Raw genomic sequence first — 15,703 nt, 5'->3', positions numbered from 1 at the left:
TAGCATCGACTCGGTGCAATAGATGCACCGAGTCGATGCCATCGCGGGCAAGCCCGGCTCCTGCACAAGCCCGCTCCCACATTTGCTTTGTGTATGCTTGACGAACGTATTTCAGATTTGCGGCGGTGACATGTGATGAAACCAATCCTGCCGGCCAACCTCCTGAAAAAGCTGGCTCCCTGGCGCAACGCCCCGGCCTGGCACATCGCATTCTCGGGTGGTCTCGATTCCACCGTCCTGCTGCATCTCCTGGCCTCCCTGGCCAACATCGAAACCCTGCCCCCCCTTAGCGCCGTCCATGTCCACCATGGCCTGCAAGCGGCGGCCGACGCGTGGCCTGCTCATTGCCAGTCCATCTGCGACAACCTGGGCGTGCCGCTGAGTGTGAAGCGCGTGCGGGTACAACCGGGTGCCAGCCTGGAGCGTGCCGCCCGTGAGGCGCGTTACCGGGCCTTTGCCGAGGTGACCGGGGCAGGGGAGGTGGTGCTCACGGGCCAGCATCGCGATGATCAGGCTGAAACCCTGTTATTCCGCCTGCTGCGGGGTGCCGGGGTGCGCGGGCTGGCGGCGATGCCGGCACAGCGCCCTTTGGCCGGTGGCTATCTGGTACGCCCGTTGCTGGATGTTTCCCGCGAAGCGTTGGAGGTCTACGCCCACGAACATCAGCTCAAGTGGATTGAAGATCCTTCCAATGCAGATCCGCGGTTTTCCCGTAATTATTTGCGTCACCGCGTGTTGCCTGCGCTGACCGAGCGCTGGCCCCAGGCCGTCACCGGCTTGGCCCGTACCGCCGAGCATCTGGGCGAGGCCCAGGGGTTGCTGGATGAGTTGGCACTGTTGGACCTGCAGGCTGCAAGTAAAGCTTCGGCGTTTCCCTGGTTGGGGCTGCCGTCCTTGGCGCTTGCGCCGCTGTGCGAGCTTTCCGACGCCCGCCAGCGCAATGCCCTACGCCATTGGCTGGCTCCACTGACCCGTTTGCCTGACAGCGACCACTGGGCCGGTTGGCATTCCTTGCGCGATGCCAAGGGCGATGCACAGCCGCTATGGCGGCTTGCCGATGGCGAGTTACATCGTTGCGGGCAACGCATCTGGTGGCTGCCCTCCACGAGGTCGGAATTTTCCGACGCCACGGTGAGCTGGCCCGATCCGCAAAACCCACTAGAGTTACCCGGCAACGGTCAGTTGACACTGACTGGCGAGGCGCCTGAAGGTCCGCTCGAGGTCCGTTACCGCCAGGGCGGTGAAATCCTCGAAGTGCCAGGTCGCGGTCGGCGTGACTTGAAGCGCCTGCTTAACGAAAGTGGCCTGCCGGGCTTTGTCCGTGGCAGATTGCCGCTGCTGTATCAGGGCGAGCAATTGCTGGGGGTGCCCAGCCTTGCGGGACTCTGGCCAGCACCCAGTGATGACTGGCAATTACATTGGATGCCACAGACCTGCGATCAAGGTTTGAGCTGATAGAGCCTTTCCGGTAGACTACGCTCCCTTCTTGATACAACTTCTGTGGATTCGACTGAATCGCAGCAGTTGCCGATTACCAAGCAGTCTTTGCTGGGCGATTCCAAAAAATGTGTAGCGATCAACGTACCGGTGTTTCATTGCTGGTCTGTCACCACGCGGCGGTTTTTTTGAAAGGTGCACTGTGATTAATGCAGGTGATCGGGGGCTTCGGCCTTCCTTCGCTTTCCCCGGCGGCTCGGACCGCTTTAACGCAGACTTCTAGGGTTTTTCATGACGCGCTACATATTCGTCACGGGCGGTGTTGTTTCTTCATTGGGGAAAGGCATTGCCTCCGCTTCATTGGCGGCCATCCTGGAGGCGCGGGGACTTAAGGTCACCATGCTCAAGCTGGACCCGTACATCAACGTCGACCCGGGCACCATGAGCCCGTTCCAGCACGGTGAAGTGTTCGTCACCCACGACGGCGCCGAGACTGACCTGGACCTGGGCCACTACGAGCGGTTCATCCGCACGACCATGACCCAGAACAACAACTTCACCACCGGCCGTGTCTACGAGCACGTGTTGCGCAAAGAGCGTCGTGGTGACTACCTGGGTGCAACCATCCAGGTGATCCCGCACATCACTGACGAAATCAAGCGCCGCATCATCAAGGGTGCCGGCGATGCCGACGTGGCGATGGTCGAGATTGGTGGCACCGTGGGTGACATCGAGTCCCAACCGTTCCTCGAAGCCATCCGCCAACTGCGTTTCGAAGTCGGTGCCAAGCGCGCGATGCTGATGCACCTGACCCTGGTGCCGTACATCGCCACGGCCGGCGAGACCAAAACCAAGCCAACCCAGCACTCGGTCAAGGAACTGCGTTCCATCGGCCTGCAGCCGGATGTACTGGTGTGCCGCTCCGATCACCCGATCGACATTTCCTCGCGTCGCAAGATCGCGCAATTCACCAACGTTGAAGAACGTGCGGTGATCGCGCTGGAAGATGCCGACACCATCTACAAGATCCCGGGCATCCTGCACTCGCAAGGCCTGGACGATTTTGTGGTCGAGCGTTTCGGCCTGCAATGCAACGGCGCGGACCTGTCCGAGTGGGAGGCTGTGGTCGACGCCAAGCTCAACCCTGAGCACGAAGTCACCATCGCCATGGTCGGCAAGTACATGGAGCTGCTGGACGCGTACAAATCGCTGATCGAAGCGATGAGCCACGCCGGTATCAGCAACCGTACCAAGGTCAACCTGCGCTACATCGACTCCGAAGACATCGAGAACCAGGGCACTGCGCTGCTCGAAGGTGTCGACGCGATCCTCGTGCCAGGCGGTTTCGGCCTGCGTGGCGTGGAAGGCAAGATCACGGCCGTGCAGTATGCCCGTGAGAACAAGGTTCCTTACCTGGGTATCTGCCTGGGCATGCAGGTGGCCGTTATCGAGTTCGCTCGTAACGTGCTGGGTTGGAAAGACGCCAACTCCACCGAGTTCGACAGCAAAAGCGGTCACCCGGTCGTGGGCCTGATCACCGAGTGGGAAGATGCCACCGGTGCCGTCGAGACCCGTACCGAAGCCTCCGACCTGGGCGGCACCATGCGCCTCGGCGCGCAGGACTGCCTGCTGGAGCCGGGCTCGCTGGTTCACGATTGCTACGGCAAGGACGTGATCGTCGAGCGTCACCGTCACCGCTACGAAGTGAACAACAACCTGCTGCCGCAGATCAAAGAGGCTGGCCTGAAAATCTCCGGTCGCTCCGGTGATGGCGCGCTGGTTGAAGTGGTCGAGGCGCCGGATCATCCGTGGTTCGTGGCTTGCCAGTTCCACCCTGAATTCACCTCGACGCCGCGCGACGGTCACCCGTTGTTCAGCGGTTTTGTCAAAGCAGCACTGACGCAACATCAGAAGAAGGCGTAACCCTGATGGCCCAGAAGATCATTCGCGTAGGCGACATCGAGATTGCCAACGACAAGCCCATGGTGCTGTTCGGCGGCATGAACGTACTGGAAAGCCGCGACATGGCGATGCAGGTCTGTGAAGAGTACGTAAAGGTCACCGAGAAACTCGGTATCCCGTACGTGTTCAAGGCCAGCTTCGACAAGGCCAACCGTTCGTCCGTGACCTCCTACCGCGGCCCGGGCCTTGAAGAAGGCATGCGGATCTTCCAGGACATCAAGCAAGCCTTCGGCGTGCCGATCATCACCGACGTCCACGAGCCTGAACAGGCTGCCGTGGTCGCCGAGGTGTGCGACATCATCCAGTTGCCGGCCTTCCTGTCGCGCCAGACCGACCTGGTCGTCGCGATGGCCAAGACCGGCGCTGTGATCAATATCAAGAAAGCCCAGTTCCTCGCGCCCCAGGAGATGAAGCACATCCTGAACAAGTGCGTGGAAGCCGGTAACGACCAGTTGATCCTTTGCGAGCGCGGTTCGAGCTTCGGCTACAACAACCTCGTGGTGGACATGCTCGGTTTCGGCATCATGAAACAGTTCGAATACCCGGTGTTCTTCGACGTGACCCACGCGCTGCAAATGCCCGGTGGTCGTGCCGATTCCGCTGGCGGGCGCCGTGCCCAGGTGCTGGACCTGGCCAAGGCAGGCATCAGCCAGTCCCTGGCGGGCCTGTTCCTGGAAGCCCACCCGGACCCGGACAACGCTAAATGCGACGGTCCTTGCGCCCTGCGCCTGGACAAACTGGAGCCATTCCTGGCCCAGCTCAAGCAGTTGGACGAACTGGTCAAGAGTTTTCCGACGGTAGAGACCGCGTAAGCGCCATTTCTCCGGTAAAGTATCCCACGCTAAAAGCTCAGGCCCCCGGGCCTGAGCCTTGTCGCCTGCAAGCCTGCCCCGTTGTTCCACCCTTGCGGTCGGTCAAAAGATTTCCTTCAGCTGCGTCGTTTTCGTCAACTTTGGAGTGTTTACAACAATGGCAAAAATCGTCGACATCAAAGGTCGTGAAGTTCTCGACTCCCGTGGCAACCCCACCGTCGAAGCCGACGTGCTTCTCGATAACGGCATCATCGGCAGCGCCTGCGCGCCGTCCGGTGCTTCCACCGGTTCGCGCGAAGCGCTGGAACTGCGTGATGGCGACAAGAGCCGTTACCTGGGCAAGGGTGTACTCAAGGCTGTAGCCAATATCAACGGCCCGATTCGTGACCTGTTGCTGGGCAAGGACCCGCTGGACCAGAAAGCCCTGGACCACGCGATGATCAAGCTCGACGGCACTGAAAACAAAGGCAGCCTGGGCGCCAATGCCATCCTCGCCGTGTCCCTGGCTGCTGCCAAGGCCGCTGCACAGGACCAGGACCTGCCCCTGTACGCTCACATTGCCAACCTGAACGGTACCCCGGGTGTCTACTCGATGCCGGTGCCGATGATGAACATCATCAACGGTGGCGAGCACGCCGACAACAACGTCGACATCCAGGAATTCATGGTGCAGCCGGTTGGCGCCAAGTCCTTCTCCGAAGGCCTGCGCATGGGCACCGAGATTTTCCATCACCTCAAGGCTGTGCTGAAGGCCCGTGGCCTGAGCACTGCCGTGGGTGATGAAGGTGGTTTCGCGCCGAACCTGGCGTCCAACGAAGACGCACTGAAAGTGATCTCCGAAGCCGTGGCCAACGCTGGCTACAAGCTGGGCACCGACGTGACCCTGGCCCTGGACTGCGCGGCCAGCGAGTTCTACGAGGACGGTAAATACAACCTGTCCGGCGAAGGCCAGGTATTCAACTCCGAAGGTTTCGCTGAATACCTGAAGGGCCTGACCCAGCGCTACCCGATCATCTCGATCGAAGACGGCCTGGACGAGTCCGACTGGGACGGCTGGAAAATCCTGACCGACAAGATCGGCGAGAAGATCCAACTGGTGGGCGACGACCTGTTCGTGACCAACACCAAGATCCTGAAAGAAGGCATCGATAAAAAGATCGCCAACTCGATCCTGATCAAGTTCAACCAGATCGGCACCCTGACCGAAACACTGGAAGCCATCCAGATGGCCAAGGCGGCGGGCTACACCGCCGTGATCTCCCACCGCTCCGGCGAAACCGAAGATTCGACCATTGCCGACCTAGCCGTGGGCACCTCGGCGGGCCAGATCAAGACCGGTTCCCTGTGCCGTTCCGACCGCGTTTCCAAGTACAACCAGTTGCTGCGTATCGAAGAGCAACTGGCCGGCAAGGCCAAGTACAACGGTCGTGGCGAGTTTCGCGGCTGATCAGTAAATGCTAAAAAGTCGGCGGATTGCGTCGGAAAGCTCACGGCAGTGTGTAATTCGACGCTAATCTGATGGCTATCAAGCACAAGCCTGGTTTTTCCAGGCTTCGTGCTATCAGTTGCTGCAAAAGTTTTGCATGGCGGTCTTTTTTCACTGGATACCCGATATTCGATGCGCAGTCCCAATTGGTTGTTCCTCGTCTTGCTCTTGTTGCTGGCTGGCCTGCAGTACCGCCTGTGGGTGGGTAATGGCAGCTTTGCGCAGGTAAAAGACCTGACCCAGCAAATTGCCGACCAGCACGCCGAAAACGAACGCCTGCTGGAGCGCAACCGCGTCCTCGATGCCGAGGTGCTTGAGCTGAAAAAAGGTACGGAGACCGTTGAAGAACGAGCCCGTCATGAACTGGGCATGGTCAAGGAGGGTGAAACCCTCTACCAGTTGGCCCAATGAGTCACCATTTACCGGCCTTCTGGGCCGTGATTCCTGCCGCGGGCGTCGGCGCCCGTATGGCTGCGGACCGTCCCAAGCAATACTTGCAACTGGGCGGGCGCACAATTCTCGAACACAGCCTTGGCTGTTTTCTCGACCATCCGAACCTCAAGGGGTTGGTGGTCAGTCTTGCTTCTGATGATCCATATTGGCCTACCTTGGCGTGTGCTGCGGACCCGCGTATCCAGCGTGCGGACGGCGGCTCTGAGCGCTCGGGCTCGGTGCTCAATGCCTTGCTGCAACTCAATGCCCTGGGCGCCAGTGATGACGACTGGGTATTGGTGCACGATGCCGCGCGCCCCAACCTGAGCCGTGATGATCTCGACAAGCTCCTGTTTGAACTGGCGGATGACCCGGTGGGCGGCTTGCTGGCCGTTCCGGCCCGCGACACTCTCAAGCGCGTCGACAAGCACGGTCGTGTTGTGGAAACCGTCGACCGCAGCCTGATCTGGCAGGCCTACACGCCTCAAATGTTCCGCCTGGGTGCGTTACACCGTGCGTTGGCCGACAGCCTGGTGGCCGATGCCGTGATAACCGATGAAGCATCGGCCATGGAATGGTCCGGCCAGGCGCCGCGCTTGATCGAAGGGCGCTCGGACAATATCAAGGTGACCCGGCCGGAAGATCTGGAGTGGTTGCGGTTGCGGTGGGCGAACCGCGGGTAGCCAGCTTCCATATCGACCGCATTCCTAGAGAGTAAACGTGGTCAAATGTGGGAGCTGGCTTGCCTGCGAAGCGCCCGGCACAAACAACTACCAATTACCGACTGTACTCCGGCCGCCCAGCCAACCCTTCCTTGAGGAAATCCACCAGTTTCCTGACTTTGGGCGACAAATGCCGCTGCTGCGGATACAGCGCCCATACGGCGGTGTTCGGCGGTTGATGCGCCTCCAGCAATGACACCAGTGCACCACTGTGCAGGTGCTCGAGTACGTAATAATCCGGCAGTTGGCACAACCCCACCCCTTGCAACGCCGCGTCCAATACCGCTTGGCCACTGTTGCAGCGCCAGTTGCCCTGCACGCGCTGGGAAAATTCCCGCCCGTCCTGGGCCAGTTGCCAGATATCCGAACTGCCGATCAGACAGTTATGCCGACTCAATTCCGACAGGCTATGTGGCCGACCGTACCGTGCCAGGTAGGACGGCGATGCGCACAGGTACATGCGCCTCGGTGCCAGCCGGCTGGCAACCATGCGCGAATCCTGCAGGCGCCCCAGGCGAATCGCCAGGTCGAGGCCTTCGTGCACCAAGTCCAGTTGGCGGTTGCTCAGCTCGATGTCTACCCGCAACTGCGGATAGAGCCCCATGAACCGCGTGACCAGTGGCACGATAAAGCGCTCGCCGTAAGCCACGGCGCAGGTCATGCGCAGCATGCCCTTGGGTTCACTGGTGAGATCGCCGACGGCGCGTAGCGCCTCCTCACGACCGTCCTGGAGTCGCTGGCAATGTTGCAGGAAGGTCTGGCCCGCTTCGGTCAGGGTCACCTTGCGCGTACTGCGATACAACAACCGCGTTTGCAGGCGCTCCTCCAGCCGTGCCACCTGACGGCTGATGTGCGAGGACGACACTCCCAGCCTGTCCGCGGCGGCAGTGAATTGACTGCACTCGGCCACCGCGACGAATTCATCGATGCCTTCCCAGCGGTTTTCCAGCATGTCGGATTATCCCTGTACAGCAATAAAGTTTTGCTTTGGCCTGGATTATTAATCAGCCAGCCATGTTTTACACTCAACGTCTCAGTTTTTAACTCCCTGGAGAAACCCGGATGATCAAGTCCCGTGCCGCCGTAGCGTTCGAAGCCAAGAAGCCCCTTGAAATCGTCGAAGTGGATGTGGCTATGCCCAAGGCGGGTGAAGTGCTGTTGCGCGTGGTCGCGTCCGGCGTTTGCCACACCGATGCCTACACCCTCTCGGGTGCCGACCCGGAAGGTATCTTCCCGTCGATCCTCGGTCACGAAGGCGGGGCGGTGGTCGAGGCGATTGGCGAGGGCGTGACGTCCGTGGCCGTCGGTGATCATGTGATCCCGCTGTACACCCCGGAGTGCGGCAAGTGCAAATTCTGCCTGTCGGGCAAGACCAACCTGTGCCAGGCCATCCGCTCCACCCAGGGCAAAGGCCTGATGCCAGACGGCACCACGCGTTTTTCCTACAAGGGCCAGCCGATTTTCCACTACATGGGGACCTCGACCTTCTCCGAGTACACCGTGCTGCCGGAAATTTCCGTGGCCAAGATTCCTAAAGAGGCGCCGCTGGAAAAAGTCTGCCTATTGGGGTGTGGCGTCACTACCGGCATCGGCGCGGTGATCAACACCGCCAAGGTCAAGCCGGGCGATACCGTGGCGATCTTCGGCCTCGGCGGTATCGGCCTGTCTGCGGTGATCGGCGCAGTCAAGGCCAAGGCAGGCCGCATCATCGCCATCGACATCAACCCGGCCAAGTTCGAGATCGCCAAGCAACTGGGTGCCACCGACTGCATTAACCCGAAAGACTACGATCGCCCGATCCAGGACGTGATCGTCGACCTCACCGACGGCGGCGTGGACTTCTCGTTCGAATGTATCGGCAACGTGCAACTGATGCGCGCGGCCCTCGAGTGCTGCCACAAAGGCTGGGGCGAGTCGGTGATCATTGGTGTCGCCGGTGCCGGCCAGGAAATCGCGACGCGTCCATTTCAGTTGGTGACCGGTCGCGTCTGGCGCGGTTCGGCATTCGGTGGCGTGCGCGGCCGTTCCGAACTGCCGAGCTACGTGGAAATGGCCCAGACCGGCGAGATCCCGCTGGACACCTTCATCACCCACACCATGGGCCTGGAAGACATCAACAAAGCGTTTGACCTGATGCATGAAGGCAAGAGCATTCGCACCGTCATCCATTTCTGAAGCAGCGGCAAGCGACAAGCGACAAGCTGAAAGTGAGCACGCCTTACTTGCAGCTGGTTGCTTGCCGCTTGCAGCTGGGAGCATTCTCATGACCCTGGAAAACATCTCCTGCCAGAAGAGTTTTGGTGGCTGGCACAAACGTTACAAACACAGCTCCCATGTGCTCGGCTGCGACATGACCTTCGCCGTCTACCTGCCGCCGCAAGCGGAGCAGGGCGGCAAGTTGCCGGTGCTGTACTGGTTGTCCGGTCTCACCTGTACCGATGAGAACTTCATGCAGAAGGCCGGTGCACAGCGCATGGCCGCCGAACTGGGGTTGATCATCGTCGCGCCAGATACCAGCCCGCGTGGGCCGGGTGTACCCGGTGATCCGGATAATGCATGGGATTTCGGCCTTGGCGCCGGCTTCTACCTCAATGCCACCCAGGAACCTTGGGCCAAGCACTATCGGATGCATGACTACGTGGTGCAGGAATTGCCGGCGTTGGTGGAAGCGCATTTCCCTGCATCGGACAAACGTGGCATCAGCGGCCATTCGATGGGGGGGCACGGTGCGTTGGTGTGTGCCCTGCGCAACCCTGGGCGCTACCAATCGGTGTCAGCGTTTTCGCCCATCAATAACCCGATGGATTGCCCGTGGGGCCAGAAAGCCTTTTCGCGCTACTTGGGCGAAGAGCGCTCCAAGTGGCGCGAATGGGACGCCTGCGTGCTGATCAGCGAAGCCTCGGAAAAACTGCCACTGCTGGTGGACCAGGGCGACCGCGACGATTTCCTCGCCGTGCAACTCAAGCCTGAAGCCCTGCAGCAAGCGGCCAAGGCGGCGAACCATCCGCTGGAACTGCGCCTGCAACCCGGCTATGACCACAGCTACTTCTTTATTGCCAGCTTCATCGAAGATCATTTGCGACACCACGGCCGTGCTTTGCTCGGTTAATGTGAGGCAAAAGTAGGTAGAATCACGCCCTGAATTAAATCGGGGCGTTTTTTTATGCGTATTGGCCACGGCTACGATGTGCACCGTTTCGCTGAAGGCGATTTCATTACCTTGGGCGGCGTGCACATTGCACATCACCATGGTTTGCTGGCTCATTCCGATGGCGACGTTGTGTTGCATGCCTTGAGCGATGCCTTGCTCGGCGCGGCGGCGTTGGGCGATATCGGCAAGCACTTTCCGGACACCGATCCGACCTTCAAGGGGGCGGACAGTCGTGTATTGCTGCGTCATGTCGTCGGCCTGATCCATGCCAAGGGCTGGAAGGTCGGCAACGTCGACAACACCATCGTGGCCCAGGCGCCGAAGATGGCCCCCCATGTCGAGTCGATGCGCGCGCTGATTGCGGCCGACCTGCAAATTGAACTGGACCAAGTGAACGTGAAAGCCACCACCACCGAAAAGCTCGGGTTCACCGGTCGTGAAGAGGGCATCGCCGTGCACTCCGTTGCCTTGTTGCTGCGCGCATGAACGAACTGCAATTGTTGGGGCCGCGGGCCTATGGCGAGGCCCTGGGCAGCGCGGTACTGAAGGCGACCGCCGAAGACTTCCAGGTCGACGAAGTGCTGGATATCCCGCTGACCGGCGAGGGTGAACACCTGTGGTTGTGGGTCGAGAAGCGAGGCCTCAACACCGAGGAAGCCGCGCGGCGCATCGCCAAGGCGGCCGGCGTGCCGTTGCGCACCGTCAGTTATGCCGGGCTCAAGGATCGCCAGGCGTTGACCCGCCAGTGGTTCAGCGTGCAGCTGCCGGGCAAGGCCGACCCGGACATGAGTGCCGCAGAAAACGACACCCTCAAGATCCTCAAGACCGGTCGCCACAAGCGCAAGCTGCAGCGCGGCGCGCATTCGGCCAATGGTTTCACCTTGCGCCTGACGCAGTTGGCCGGTGATACCGCCGCCATCGACGCGCGGTTGCAACTGATCGCCCAACACGGCATTCCGAACTACTTCGGTGCCCAGCGCTTTGGTCACAACGGTGGCAACGTCGTCGACGCTCGTGAGTGGGCCGCACGCAAAGCCTTGCCCGAGCAGCGCAATGTGCGTTCGCGGCTGCTGTCCACGGCGCGCAGTTTTCTGTTCAACAAGGTGCTGGCGGCACGTGTGGCCGACGGTTCATGGCAGCGCGCCCAGGTCGGCGACCTGCTGGCCTTTACCGACAGCCGCAGTTTTTTCCCGGCAGGCGAAGCGGAATGCAACGACCCGCGCCTGGCGATTCTGGACCTGCACCCCACGGGGCCGCAGTGGGGCGAAGGTGATTCACCTGCCAGTGGTGCGACCTTTGAGCTTGAGCAGGCGGTGGCCGCCGGGGAAGCCGACTTGCGCGATTGGCTGGTGAATGCCGGCATGAGCCAGGAACGTCGCATTCTGCGACTGCCCATTGGCGGTTTGACGTGGCATTATCCCTCGCTGGACATTCTGCAATTGGAATTCGTCCTGCCGGCCGGATGCTTCGCCACTGTCTTGGTGCGCGAGCTTGTTGATCTGGTCCCGGTGGGGCAGACGGACAACCCATGCGTATTCTGATATCAAACGATGACGGTGCCACCGCCCCCGGCCTTGCTGCGCTCTATGCTGCGCTGGAAGATTATGCCGAGTGCGTGGTGGTGGCCCCCGACCAGGACAAGAGCGGCGCCAGCAGTTCGCTGACGCTCGACCGTCCGTTGCACCCGCAAGTCCTGGCCAATGGCTTTATCAGCGTGAACGGCACCCCTACCGACTGCGTCCACCTGGCGATCAACAGCCTGCTGGATCACGAGCCGGACCTGGTGGTGTCGGGCATCAACCTGGGTGCGAACCTGGGTGATGACGTGCTGTATTCCGGTACTGTGGCGGCTGCGCTTGAAGGGCGTTTCTTGGGGCGCACCGCGTTCGCCTTTTCGTTTGCCTCGCGCCAACTGGATAACCTGCCCACCGCCGCGTATTTTGCGCGCAAGCTGGTGCAAGCGCACGGCTCCCTCAACCTGCCGCCGCGTACCGTGCTCAACGTCAATATCCCCAACCTGCCCCTTGACCATATTCGCGGCATCCAGCTGACGCGCCTGGGCCATCGTGCCCGTGCGGCAGCGCCGCTGAAGGTGGTCGACCCGCGTGGCAAGGAAGGCTATTGGATCGCGGCAGCGGGCGATGCCGAAGATGGCGGTGAGGGCACGGACTTTCATGCGGTGATGCAAGGTTATGTATCGATTACCCCATTGCAATTTGATCGTACCTTCAGTGACGCCTTCAGTGGTCTTGATGGCTGGCTGGAGGAACTGCGCTGATGGGCCGTGAACAAGACGACTTGCTGCGCCGGGGTATCGGGATGACGTCCCAGCGTACCCGCGAACGCCTGATCCAGCGCCTGTACGAAGAGGGCTTGTCCAACGCCCAGGTGCTGGAAGTGATCCGGCGCACGCCTCGGCACCTGTTTGTCGATGAAGCCCTGGCCCACCGTGCGTATGAAGACACGGCGCTGCCCATCGGCCACAACCAGACCATCTCCCAGCCTTACATGGTGGCGCGCATGAGCGAGCTGCTGCTGGCGGCGGGGCCGTTGGACAAAGTGTTGGAAATCGGCACCGGTTCCGGTTACCAGACCGCCGTGCTCGCGCAACTGGTGGAGCGCGTGTTCTCGGTGGAGCGCATCAAGGTATTGCAAGACCGTGCCAAGGAGCGCCTGGTGGAGCTGAACCTGCGCAACGTGGTGTTCCGCTGGGGTGATGGCTGGGAAGGCTGGCCGGCGCTGGCGCCATACAACGGCATCATCGTGACCGCCGTGGCCACCGATGTGCCGCAAGCGTTGCTCGATCAGCTCGCTCCCGGCGGGCGTCTGGTGATCCCGGTGGGCTCCGGTGAAGTGCAACAATTGATGCTCATTATCCGTGAGGACGAAGCCTTTTCCCGGCATGTGCTCGGGGCCGTTCGTTTTGTGCCGTTGCTCAATGGCCCGCTGGCCTGATCAATTTTTGCCAGCGGTGAATTCTGCTGGCGGGGATGTGTCTTACAGCGGGGCCTATTGAGTCAACATGACTGGGGCGACGAATCAACACGCTGAACGATTGGTTTCAGACATGTGCCGGTAAAACTCTATTGCCCAGTTATACTTGCGTCATATTTCAAGCCTGATACAGGCGTTCATGTTCAGCCACCACAAAGGGAGCGGCGGGTGAGTCTCACAGGTCTTGCGCAGCGTATGAGTAAAACAAGCTTTCATCGACTGGTGCTTGGCCTCGTCTTCAGTTCCGTACTGGTAGGGTGTTCCAGCTCGCCAAGCAGCGGCGCGCGGGTGGTTGATCGTAATAATGCCGCTCCGCAGAAGCCTACGGTCACCACCGGGCAATATGTGGTGCGCAAGGGCGATACGCTTTTCTCGATTGCCTTCCGTTATGGCTGGGACTACAAGGCGCTCGCAGCTCGTAACAATATTCCCGTGCCCTACACGATACATCCAGGTCAGACGATTCGCTTCGACGGTCGCACCGGCTCAACGCCAACGGCAGTTGTGACAAACACTGGATCTTCGCCATCGTCCTCCAGCAAAACCACCATCATTACCCGGCCTGCAGGCAGTGCCACGCCAGCCCCTGCAGCCAAGCCGGCACCCGCGCCGCTGCCGCCTGCCGGGCCTGCCCCAACCGGTTGGGGGTGGCCTTCAAACGGTATCCTGATTGGAAAATTCTCTTCAAACGGTAGTTTGAATAAAGGCATTGATATCGCCGGGGATTTGGGACAGCCTGTTTTAGCTGCGTCTGATGGGACAGTGGTGTACGCCGGGAGTGGTTTACGGGGCTACGGCGAGCTGGTCATCATCAAACACAGCGATACCTACGTAAGTGCTTACGGCCACAACCGTAGGCTGTTGGTTCGGGAGGGGCAGCAGGTCAAAGTCGGACAGACAATTGCCGAAATGGGGTCAACTGGTACAGACCGGGTGAAACTGCACTTTGAGATTCGCCGTCAAGGGAAGCCTGTAGATCCACTGCAATTCCTACCCCGTCGTTGATGTGTTGCACAGCCTGTTCCTCGCGTAGAAGGAACAGGCTCCAGCGTTGCCAAGGATAGAGGCGTCGCTTGAGCTTGAGGTCGAACTCACCAAAGGACTATAACAATGGCTCTCAGTAAAGAAGCGCCGGAGTTTGACATCGACGATGAGGTTCTCCTTATGGAGACCGGCATCGCTACGGAATCGATGTCGAATGAGGGACCTGCTGTACCTTCAGTTCGCACCAAATCCAAGAACTCCACCGCATTAAAACAACACAAGTACATTGACTACACACGGGCGCTCGACGCGACCCAGCTGTACCTCAATGAAATCGGCTTTTCCCCTCTGCTGACCCCCGAAGAAGAAGTCCATTTTGCGCGCTTGTCGCAAAAGGGCGATCCGGCTGGGCGCAAGCGCATGATCGAAAGCAACCTGCGCCTGGTGGTGAAAATCGCCCGACGCTACGTCAATCGTGGGCTGTCCCTGTTGGACTTGATCGAGGAAGGCAACCTGGGCTTGATCCGGGCGGTGGAGAAGTTCGACCCAGAGCGGGGCTTTCGTTTTTCAACCTATGCCACCTGGTGGATTCGCCAGACCATCGAACGGGCGATCATGAATCAGACCCGCACGATCCGGTTGCCGATCCATGTGGTCAAGGAGCTCAACGTCTACCTGCGGGCAGCGCGTGAGCTTACCCAAAAACTCGATCATGAACCTTCGCCTGAAGAGATCGCCAACCTGCTGGAAAAGCCGGTAGGGGAGGTCAAGCGCATGCTCGGCTTGAACGAGCGCGTGTCTTCGGTCGATGTCTCGCTGGGTCCGGATTCGGATAAAACCCTGCTGGACACCCTGACGGATGATCGCCCTACAGATCCTTGCGAGCTGTTGCAGGACGATGATCTTTCCCAAAGCATTGACCAGTGGCTGTCGGAGCTCACGGACAAGCAGCGCGAGGTGGTGATTCGCCGCTTCGGCCTGCGCGGCCATGAGAGCAGCACCCTGGAGGACGTAGGCCTGGAAATCGGCCTGACCCGTGAGCGGGTGCGGCAGATCCAGGTGGAAGGGCTCAAGCGCTTGCGTGAGATCCTGGAGAAGAATGGCTTGTCGAGTGAGTCGCTGTTCCAGTAAGTGACGCAGGACTAAGTGTGGGAGCGGGCTTGCTCGCGAGTGCGGAGTATCAGTCGACAGATGTGCCGACTGATCCACCGCCTTCGCGAGCAAGCCCGCTCCCACATTTTTTATGCCTGGATCAACCGCAGCGCCAAATAGCAGGCATAAAAAAACCCCGCTTTTGAGGGCGGGGTCTTTTCGACTAAGTCAGTACAAGTTAGATAACTTGAACTTCTTCAGCTTGCATGCCTTTCTGACCGCGGGTAGCGATGAAAGAAACCTGTTGGCCTTCTTTCAGGCTTTTGAAGCCGTCGGATTGGATAGCTTTGAAGTGAACGAACAGGTCGTCACCGGATTGTGGAGTGATGAAGCCGAAGCCTTTTTCATCGTTGAACCACTTAACGGTACCAGTTTGGCGATTAGACATGGTGTATCTCCTTGGACAAAGTTAACTGCGACTCAGGAAAAGCCCTGGCCGAGACTGAGTGCAAAGAGCAGGAAAAATTCTTGGAGATGGTTGGATCGAAATTCAACATATCGTGTAGAGATTCTCAGTGACACAAGCAGCACAGTGGCGCCACCTTAACCCTTTTTCCGGAACGTGCCAATG

General features: G+C 59.9%; 16 protein-coding genes. 14 read left to right on the top strand and 2 right to left on the bottom strand.

What is annotated here, in order from left to right; genetic code table 11:
- Window positions 1–135: 135 nt before the first annotated feature.
- The 6 genes from tilS to ispD all read left to right on the top strand — a co-directional run bounded on the left by tilS (window position 136) and on the right by ispD (window position 6,812).
- A complete protein-coding gene (gene tilS, locus CQ002_RS03915) occupies window positions 136–1,455 on the top strand; it encodes a tRNA lysidine(34) synthetase TilS (RefSeq protein WP_105161748.1) in 1,320 nt (439 codons plus the stop codon).
- Window positions 1,456–1,728: 273 nt separating this feature from the next.
- Window positions 1,729–3,360: a CTP synthase gene (locus CQ002_RS03910; RefSeq protein WP_010212443.1), complete on the top strand. Its 1,632-nt coding sequence runs from the start codon at window positions 1,729–1,731 to the stop codon at window positions 3,358–3,360.
- A gap of 5 nt (window positions 3,361–3,365) precedes the next feature.
- Window positions 3,366–4,211, top strand: coding sequence for a 3-deoxy-8-phosphooctulonate synthase (gene kdsA / locus CQ002_RS03905; protein ID WP_010212442.1), 846 nt, complete (start codon window positions 3,366–3,368; stop codon window positions 4,209–4,211).
- 157 nt (window positions 4,212–4,368) lie between these two features.
- Complete coding sequence (eno, locus tag CQ002_RS03900) at window positions 4,369–5,658, top strand: phosphopyruvate hydratase (RefSeq protein ID WP_003189193.1); 1,290 nt, start codon at window positions 4,369–4,371, stop codon at window positions 5,656–5,658.
- A gap of 171 nt (window positions 5,659–5,829) precedes the next feature.
- The gene (gene ftsB, locus CQ002_RS03895; RefSeq protein WP_003172294.1) at window positions 5,830–6,108 is read left to right on the top strand and encodes a cell division protein FtsB; all 279 of its coding nucleotides are present in this window, start codon (window positions 5,830–5,832) and stop codon (window positions 6,106–6,108) included.
- Complete coding sequence (gene ispD, locus CQ002_RS03890) at window positions 6,105–6,812, top strand: 2-C-methyl-D-erythritol 4-phosphate cytidylyltransferase (protein ID WP_034109077.1); 708 nt, start codon at window positions 6,105–6,107, stop codon at window positions 6,810–6,812. Before ftsB ends, ispD begins: the two co-directional genes overlap by 4 nt.
- Window positions 6,813–6,906: 94 nt before the next feature.
- Here the strand turns inward: ispD and CQ002_RS03885 are convergent, their stop codons facing one another.
- A complete protein-coding gene (locus CQ002_RS03885; RefSeq protein WP_069022147.1) occupies window positions 6,907–7,803 on the bottom strand; it encodes a LysR substrate-binding domain-containing protein in 897 nt (298 codons plus the stop codon).
- A 110-nt stretch (window positions 7,804–7,913) separates the two neighbouring features.
- Here CQ002_RS03885 and CQ002_RS03880 point away from each other — a divergent pair, with 110 nt between their 5' ends.
- The 8 genes from CQ002_RS03880 (at window position 7,914) to rpoS (ending at window position 15,111) form a co-directional block, all read left to right on the top strand.
- Window positions 7,914–9,026 carry an S-(hydroxymethyl)glutathione dehydrogenase/class III alcohol dehydrogenase gene (locus CQ002_RS03880; RefSeq protein ID WP_010212435.1) on the top strand — a complete coding sequence of 371 codons (1,113 nt, stop codon included), beginning with the start codon at window positions 7,914–7,916 and terminating at the stop codon, window positions 9,024–9,026.
- An 88-nt stretch (window positions 9,027–9,114) separates the two neighbouring features.
- A complete protein-coding gene (gene fghA, locus CQ002_RS03875; protein WP_034109074.1) occupies window positions 9,115–9,960 on the top strand; it encodes an S-formylglutathione hydrolase in 846 nt (281 codons plus the stop codon).
- Between the two features lie 54 nt (window positions 9,961–10,014).
- Window positions 10,015–10,488: a 2-C-methyl-D-erythritol 2,4-cyclodiphosphate synthase gene (ispF, locus tag CQ002_RS03870; protein WP_105161749.1), complete on the top strand. Its 474-nt coding sequence runs from the start codon at window positions 10,015–10,017 to the stop codon at window positions 10,486–10,488.
- On the top strand, window positions 10,485–11,543 hold the full coding sequence (gene truD / locus CQ002_RS03865) for a tRNA pseudouridine(13) synthase TruD (RefSeq protein WP_069022148.1): 1,059 nt from the start codon (window positions 10,485–10,487) through the stop codon (window positions 11,541–11,543). The genes ispF and truD overlap by 4 nt, the downstream gene beginning before the upstream one ends.
- Window positions 11,531–12,280, top strand: a complete 750-nt coding sequence (surE, locus tag CQ002_RS03860; RefSeq protein WP_034109072.1) for a 5'/3'-nucleotidase SurE — start codon at window positions 11,531–11,533, stop codon at window positions 12,278–12,280. The genes truD and surE overlap by 13 nt, the downstream gene beginning before the upstream one ends.
- 41 nt (window positions 12,281–12,321) lie before the next feature.
- Entirely contained in the window at window positions 12,322–12,957 is a 636-nt protein-coding gene (locus CQ002_RS03855) for a protein-L-isoaspartate(D-aspartate) O-methyltransferase (RefSeq protein ID WP_177431153.1), read from the top strand.
- 207 nt (window positions 12,958–13,164) lie between these two features.
- Window positions 13,165–14,001 (top strand): peptidoglycan DD-metalloendopeptidase family protein, encoded by an 837-nt coding sequence (locus CQ002_RS03850; protein WP_034109070.1) that lies wholly within the window; start codon window positions 13,165–13,167, stop codon window positions 13,999–14,001.
- A 105-nt stretch (window positions 14,002–14,106) separates the two neighbouring features.
- Window positions 14,107–15,111, top strand: coding sequence for an RNA polymerase sigma factor RpoS (gene rpoS, locus CQ002_RS03845; RefSeq protein WP_025855149.1), 1,005 nt, complete (start codon window positions 14,107–14,109; stop codon window positions 15,109–15,111).
- Window positions 15,112–15,310: 199 nt separating this feature from the next.
- Here the strand turns inward: rpoS and CQ002_RS03835 are convergent, their stop codons facing one another.
- Entirely contained in the window at window positions 15,311–15,520 is a 210-nt protein-coding gene (locus tag CQ002_RS03835) for a cold-shock protein (RefSeq protein ID WP_002554837.1), read from the bottom strand.
- Window positions 15,521–15,703 lie beyond the last annotated feature (183 nt).

Source organism: Pseudomonas sp. MYb13, assembly GCF_002980075.1.
In the GTDB taxonomy this organism is placed as follows: Bacteria; Pseudomonadota; Gammaproteobacteria; order Pseudomonadales; family Pseudomonadaceae; genus Aquipseudomonas; species Aquipseudomonas lurida.
This window is presented reverse-complemented; position numbering and strand designations above follow the sequence as displayed.

Bases quoted from the DNA above. Each gene is read 5' to 3' on its own strand.
- tilS (WP_105161748.1), top strand. From the start codon at position 136: ATGAAACCAATCCTGCCGGCCAACCTCCTGAAAAAGCTGGCTCCCTGG.
- CQ002_RS03910 (WP_010212443.1), top strand. From the start codon at position 1,729: ATGACGCGCTACATATTCGTCACGGGCGGTGTTGTTTCTTCATTGGGG.
- kdsA (WP_010212442.1), top strand. From the start codon at position 3,366: ATGGCCCAGAAGATCATTCGCGTAGGCGACATCGAGATTGCCAACGAC.
- eno (WP_003189193.1), top strand. From the start codon at position 4,369: ATGGCAAAAATCGTCGACATCAAAGGTCGTGAAGTTCTCGACTCCCGT.
- ftsB (WP_003172294.1), top strand. From the start codon at position 5,830: ATGCGCAGTCCCAATTGGTTGTTCCTCGTCTTGCTCTTGTTGCTGGCT.
- ispD (WP_034109077.1), top strand. From the start codon at position 6,105: ATGAGTCACCATTTACCGGCCTTCTGGGCCGTGATTCCTGCCGCGGGC.
- CQ002_RS03885 (WP_069022147.1), bottom strand. From the start codon at position 7,803: ATGCTGGAAAACCGCTGGGAAGGCATCGATGAATTCGTCGCGGTGGCC.
- CQ002_RS03880 (WP_010212435.1), top strand. From the start codon at position 7,914: ATGATCAAGTCCCGTGCCGCCGTAGCGTTCGAAGCCAAGAAGCCCCTT.
- fghA (WP_034109074.1), top strand. From the start codon at position 9,115: ATGACCCTGGAAAACATCTCCTGCCAGAAGAGTTTTGGTGGCTGGCAC.
- ispF (WP_105161749.1), top strand. From the start codon at position 10,015: ATGCGTATTGGCCACGGCTACGATGTGCACCGTTTCGCTGAAGGCGAT.
- truD (WP_069022148.1), top strand. From the start codon at position 10,485: ATGAACGAACTGCAATTGTTGGGGCCGCGGGCCTATGGCGAGGCCCTG.
- surE (WP_034109072.1), top strand. From the start codon at position 11,531: ATGCGTATTCTGATATCAAACGATGACGGTGCCACCGCCCCCGGCCTT.
- CQ002_RS03855 (WP_177431153.1), top strand. From the start codon at position 12,322: ATGACGTCCCAGCGTACCCGCGAACGCCTGATCCAGCGCCTGTACGAA.
- rpoS (WP_025855149.1), top strand. From the start codon at position 14,107: ATGGCTCTCAGTAAAGAAGCGCCGGAGTTTGACATCGACGATGAGGTT.
- CQ002_RS03835 (WP_002554837.1), bottom strand. From the start codon at position 15,520: ATGTCTAATCGCCAAACTGGTACCGTTAAGTGGTTCAACGATGAAAAA.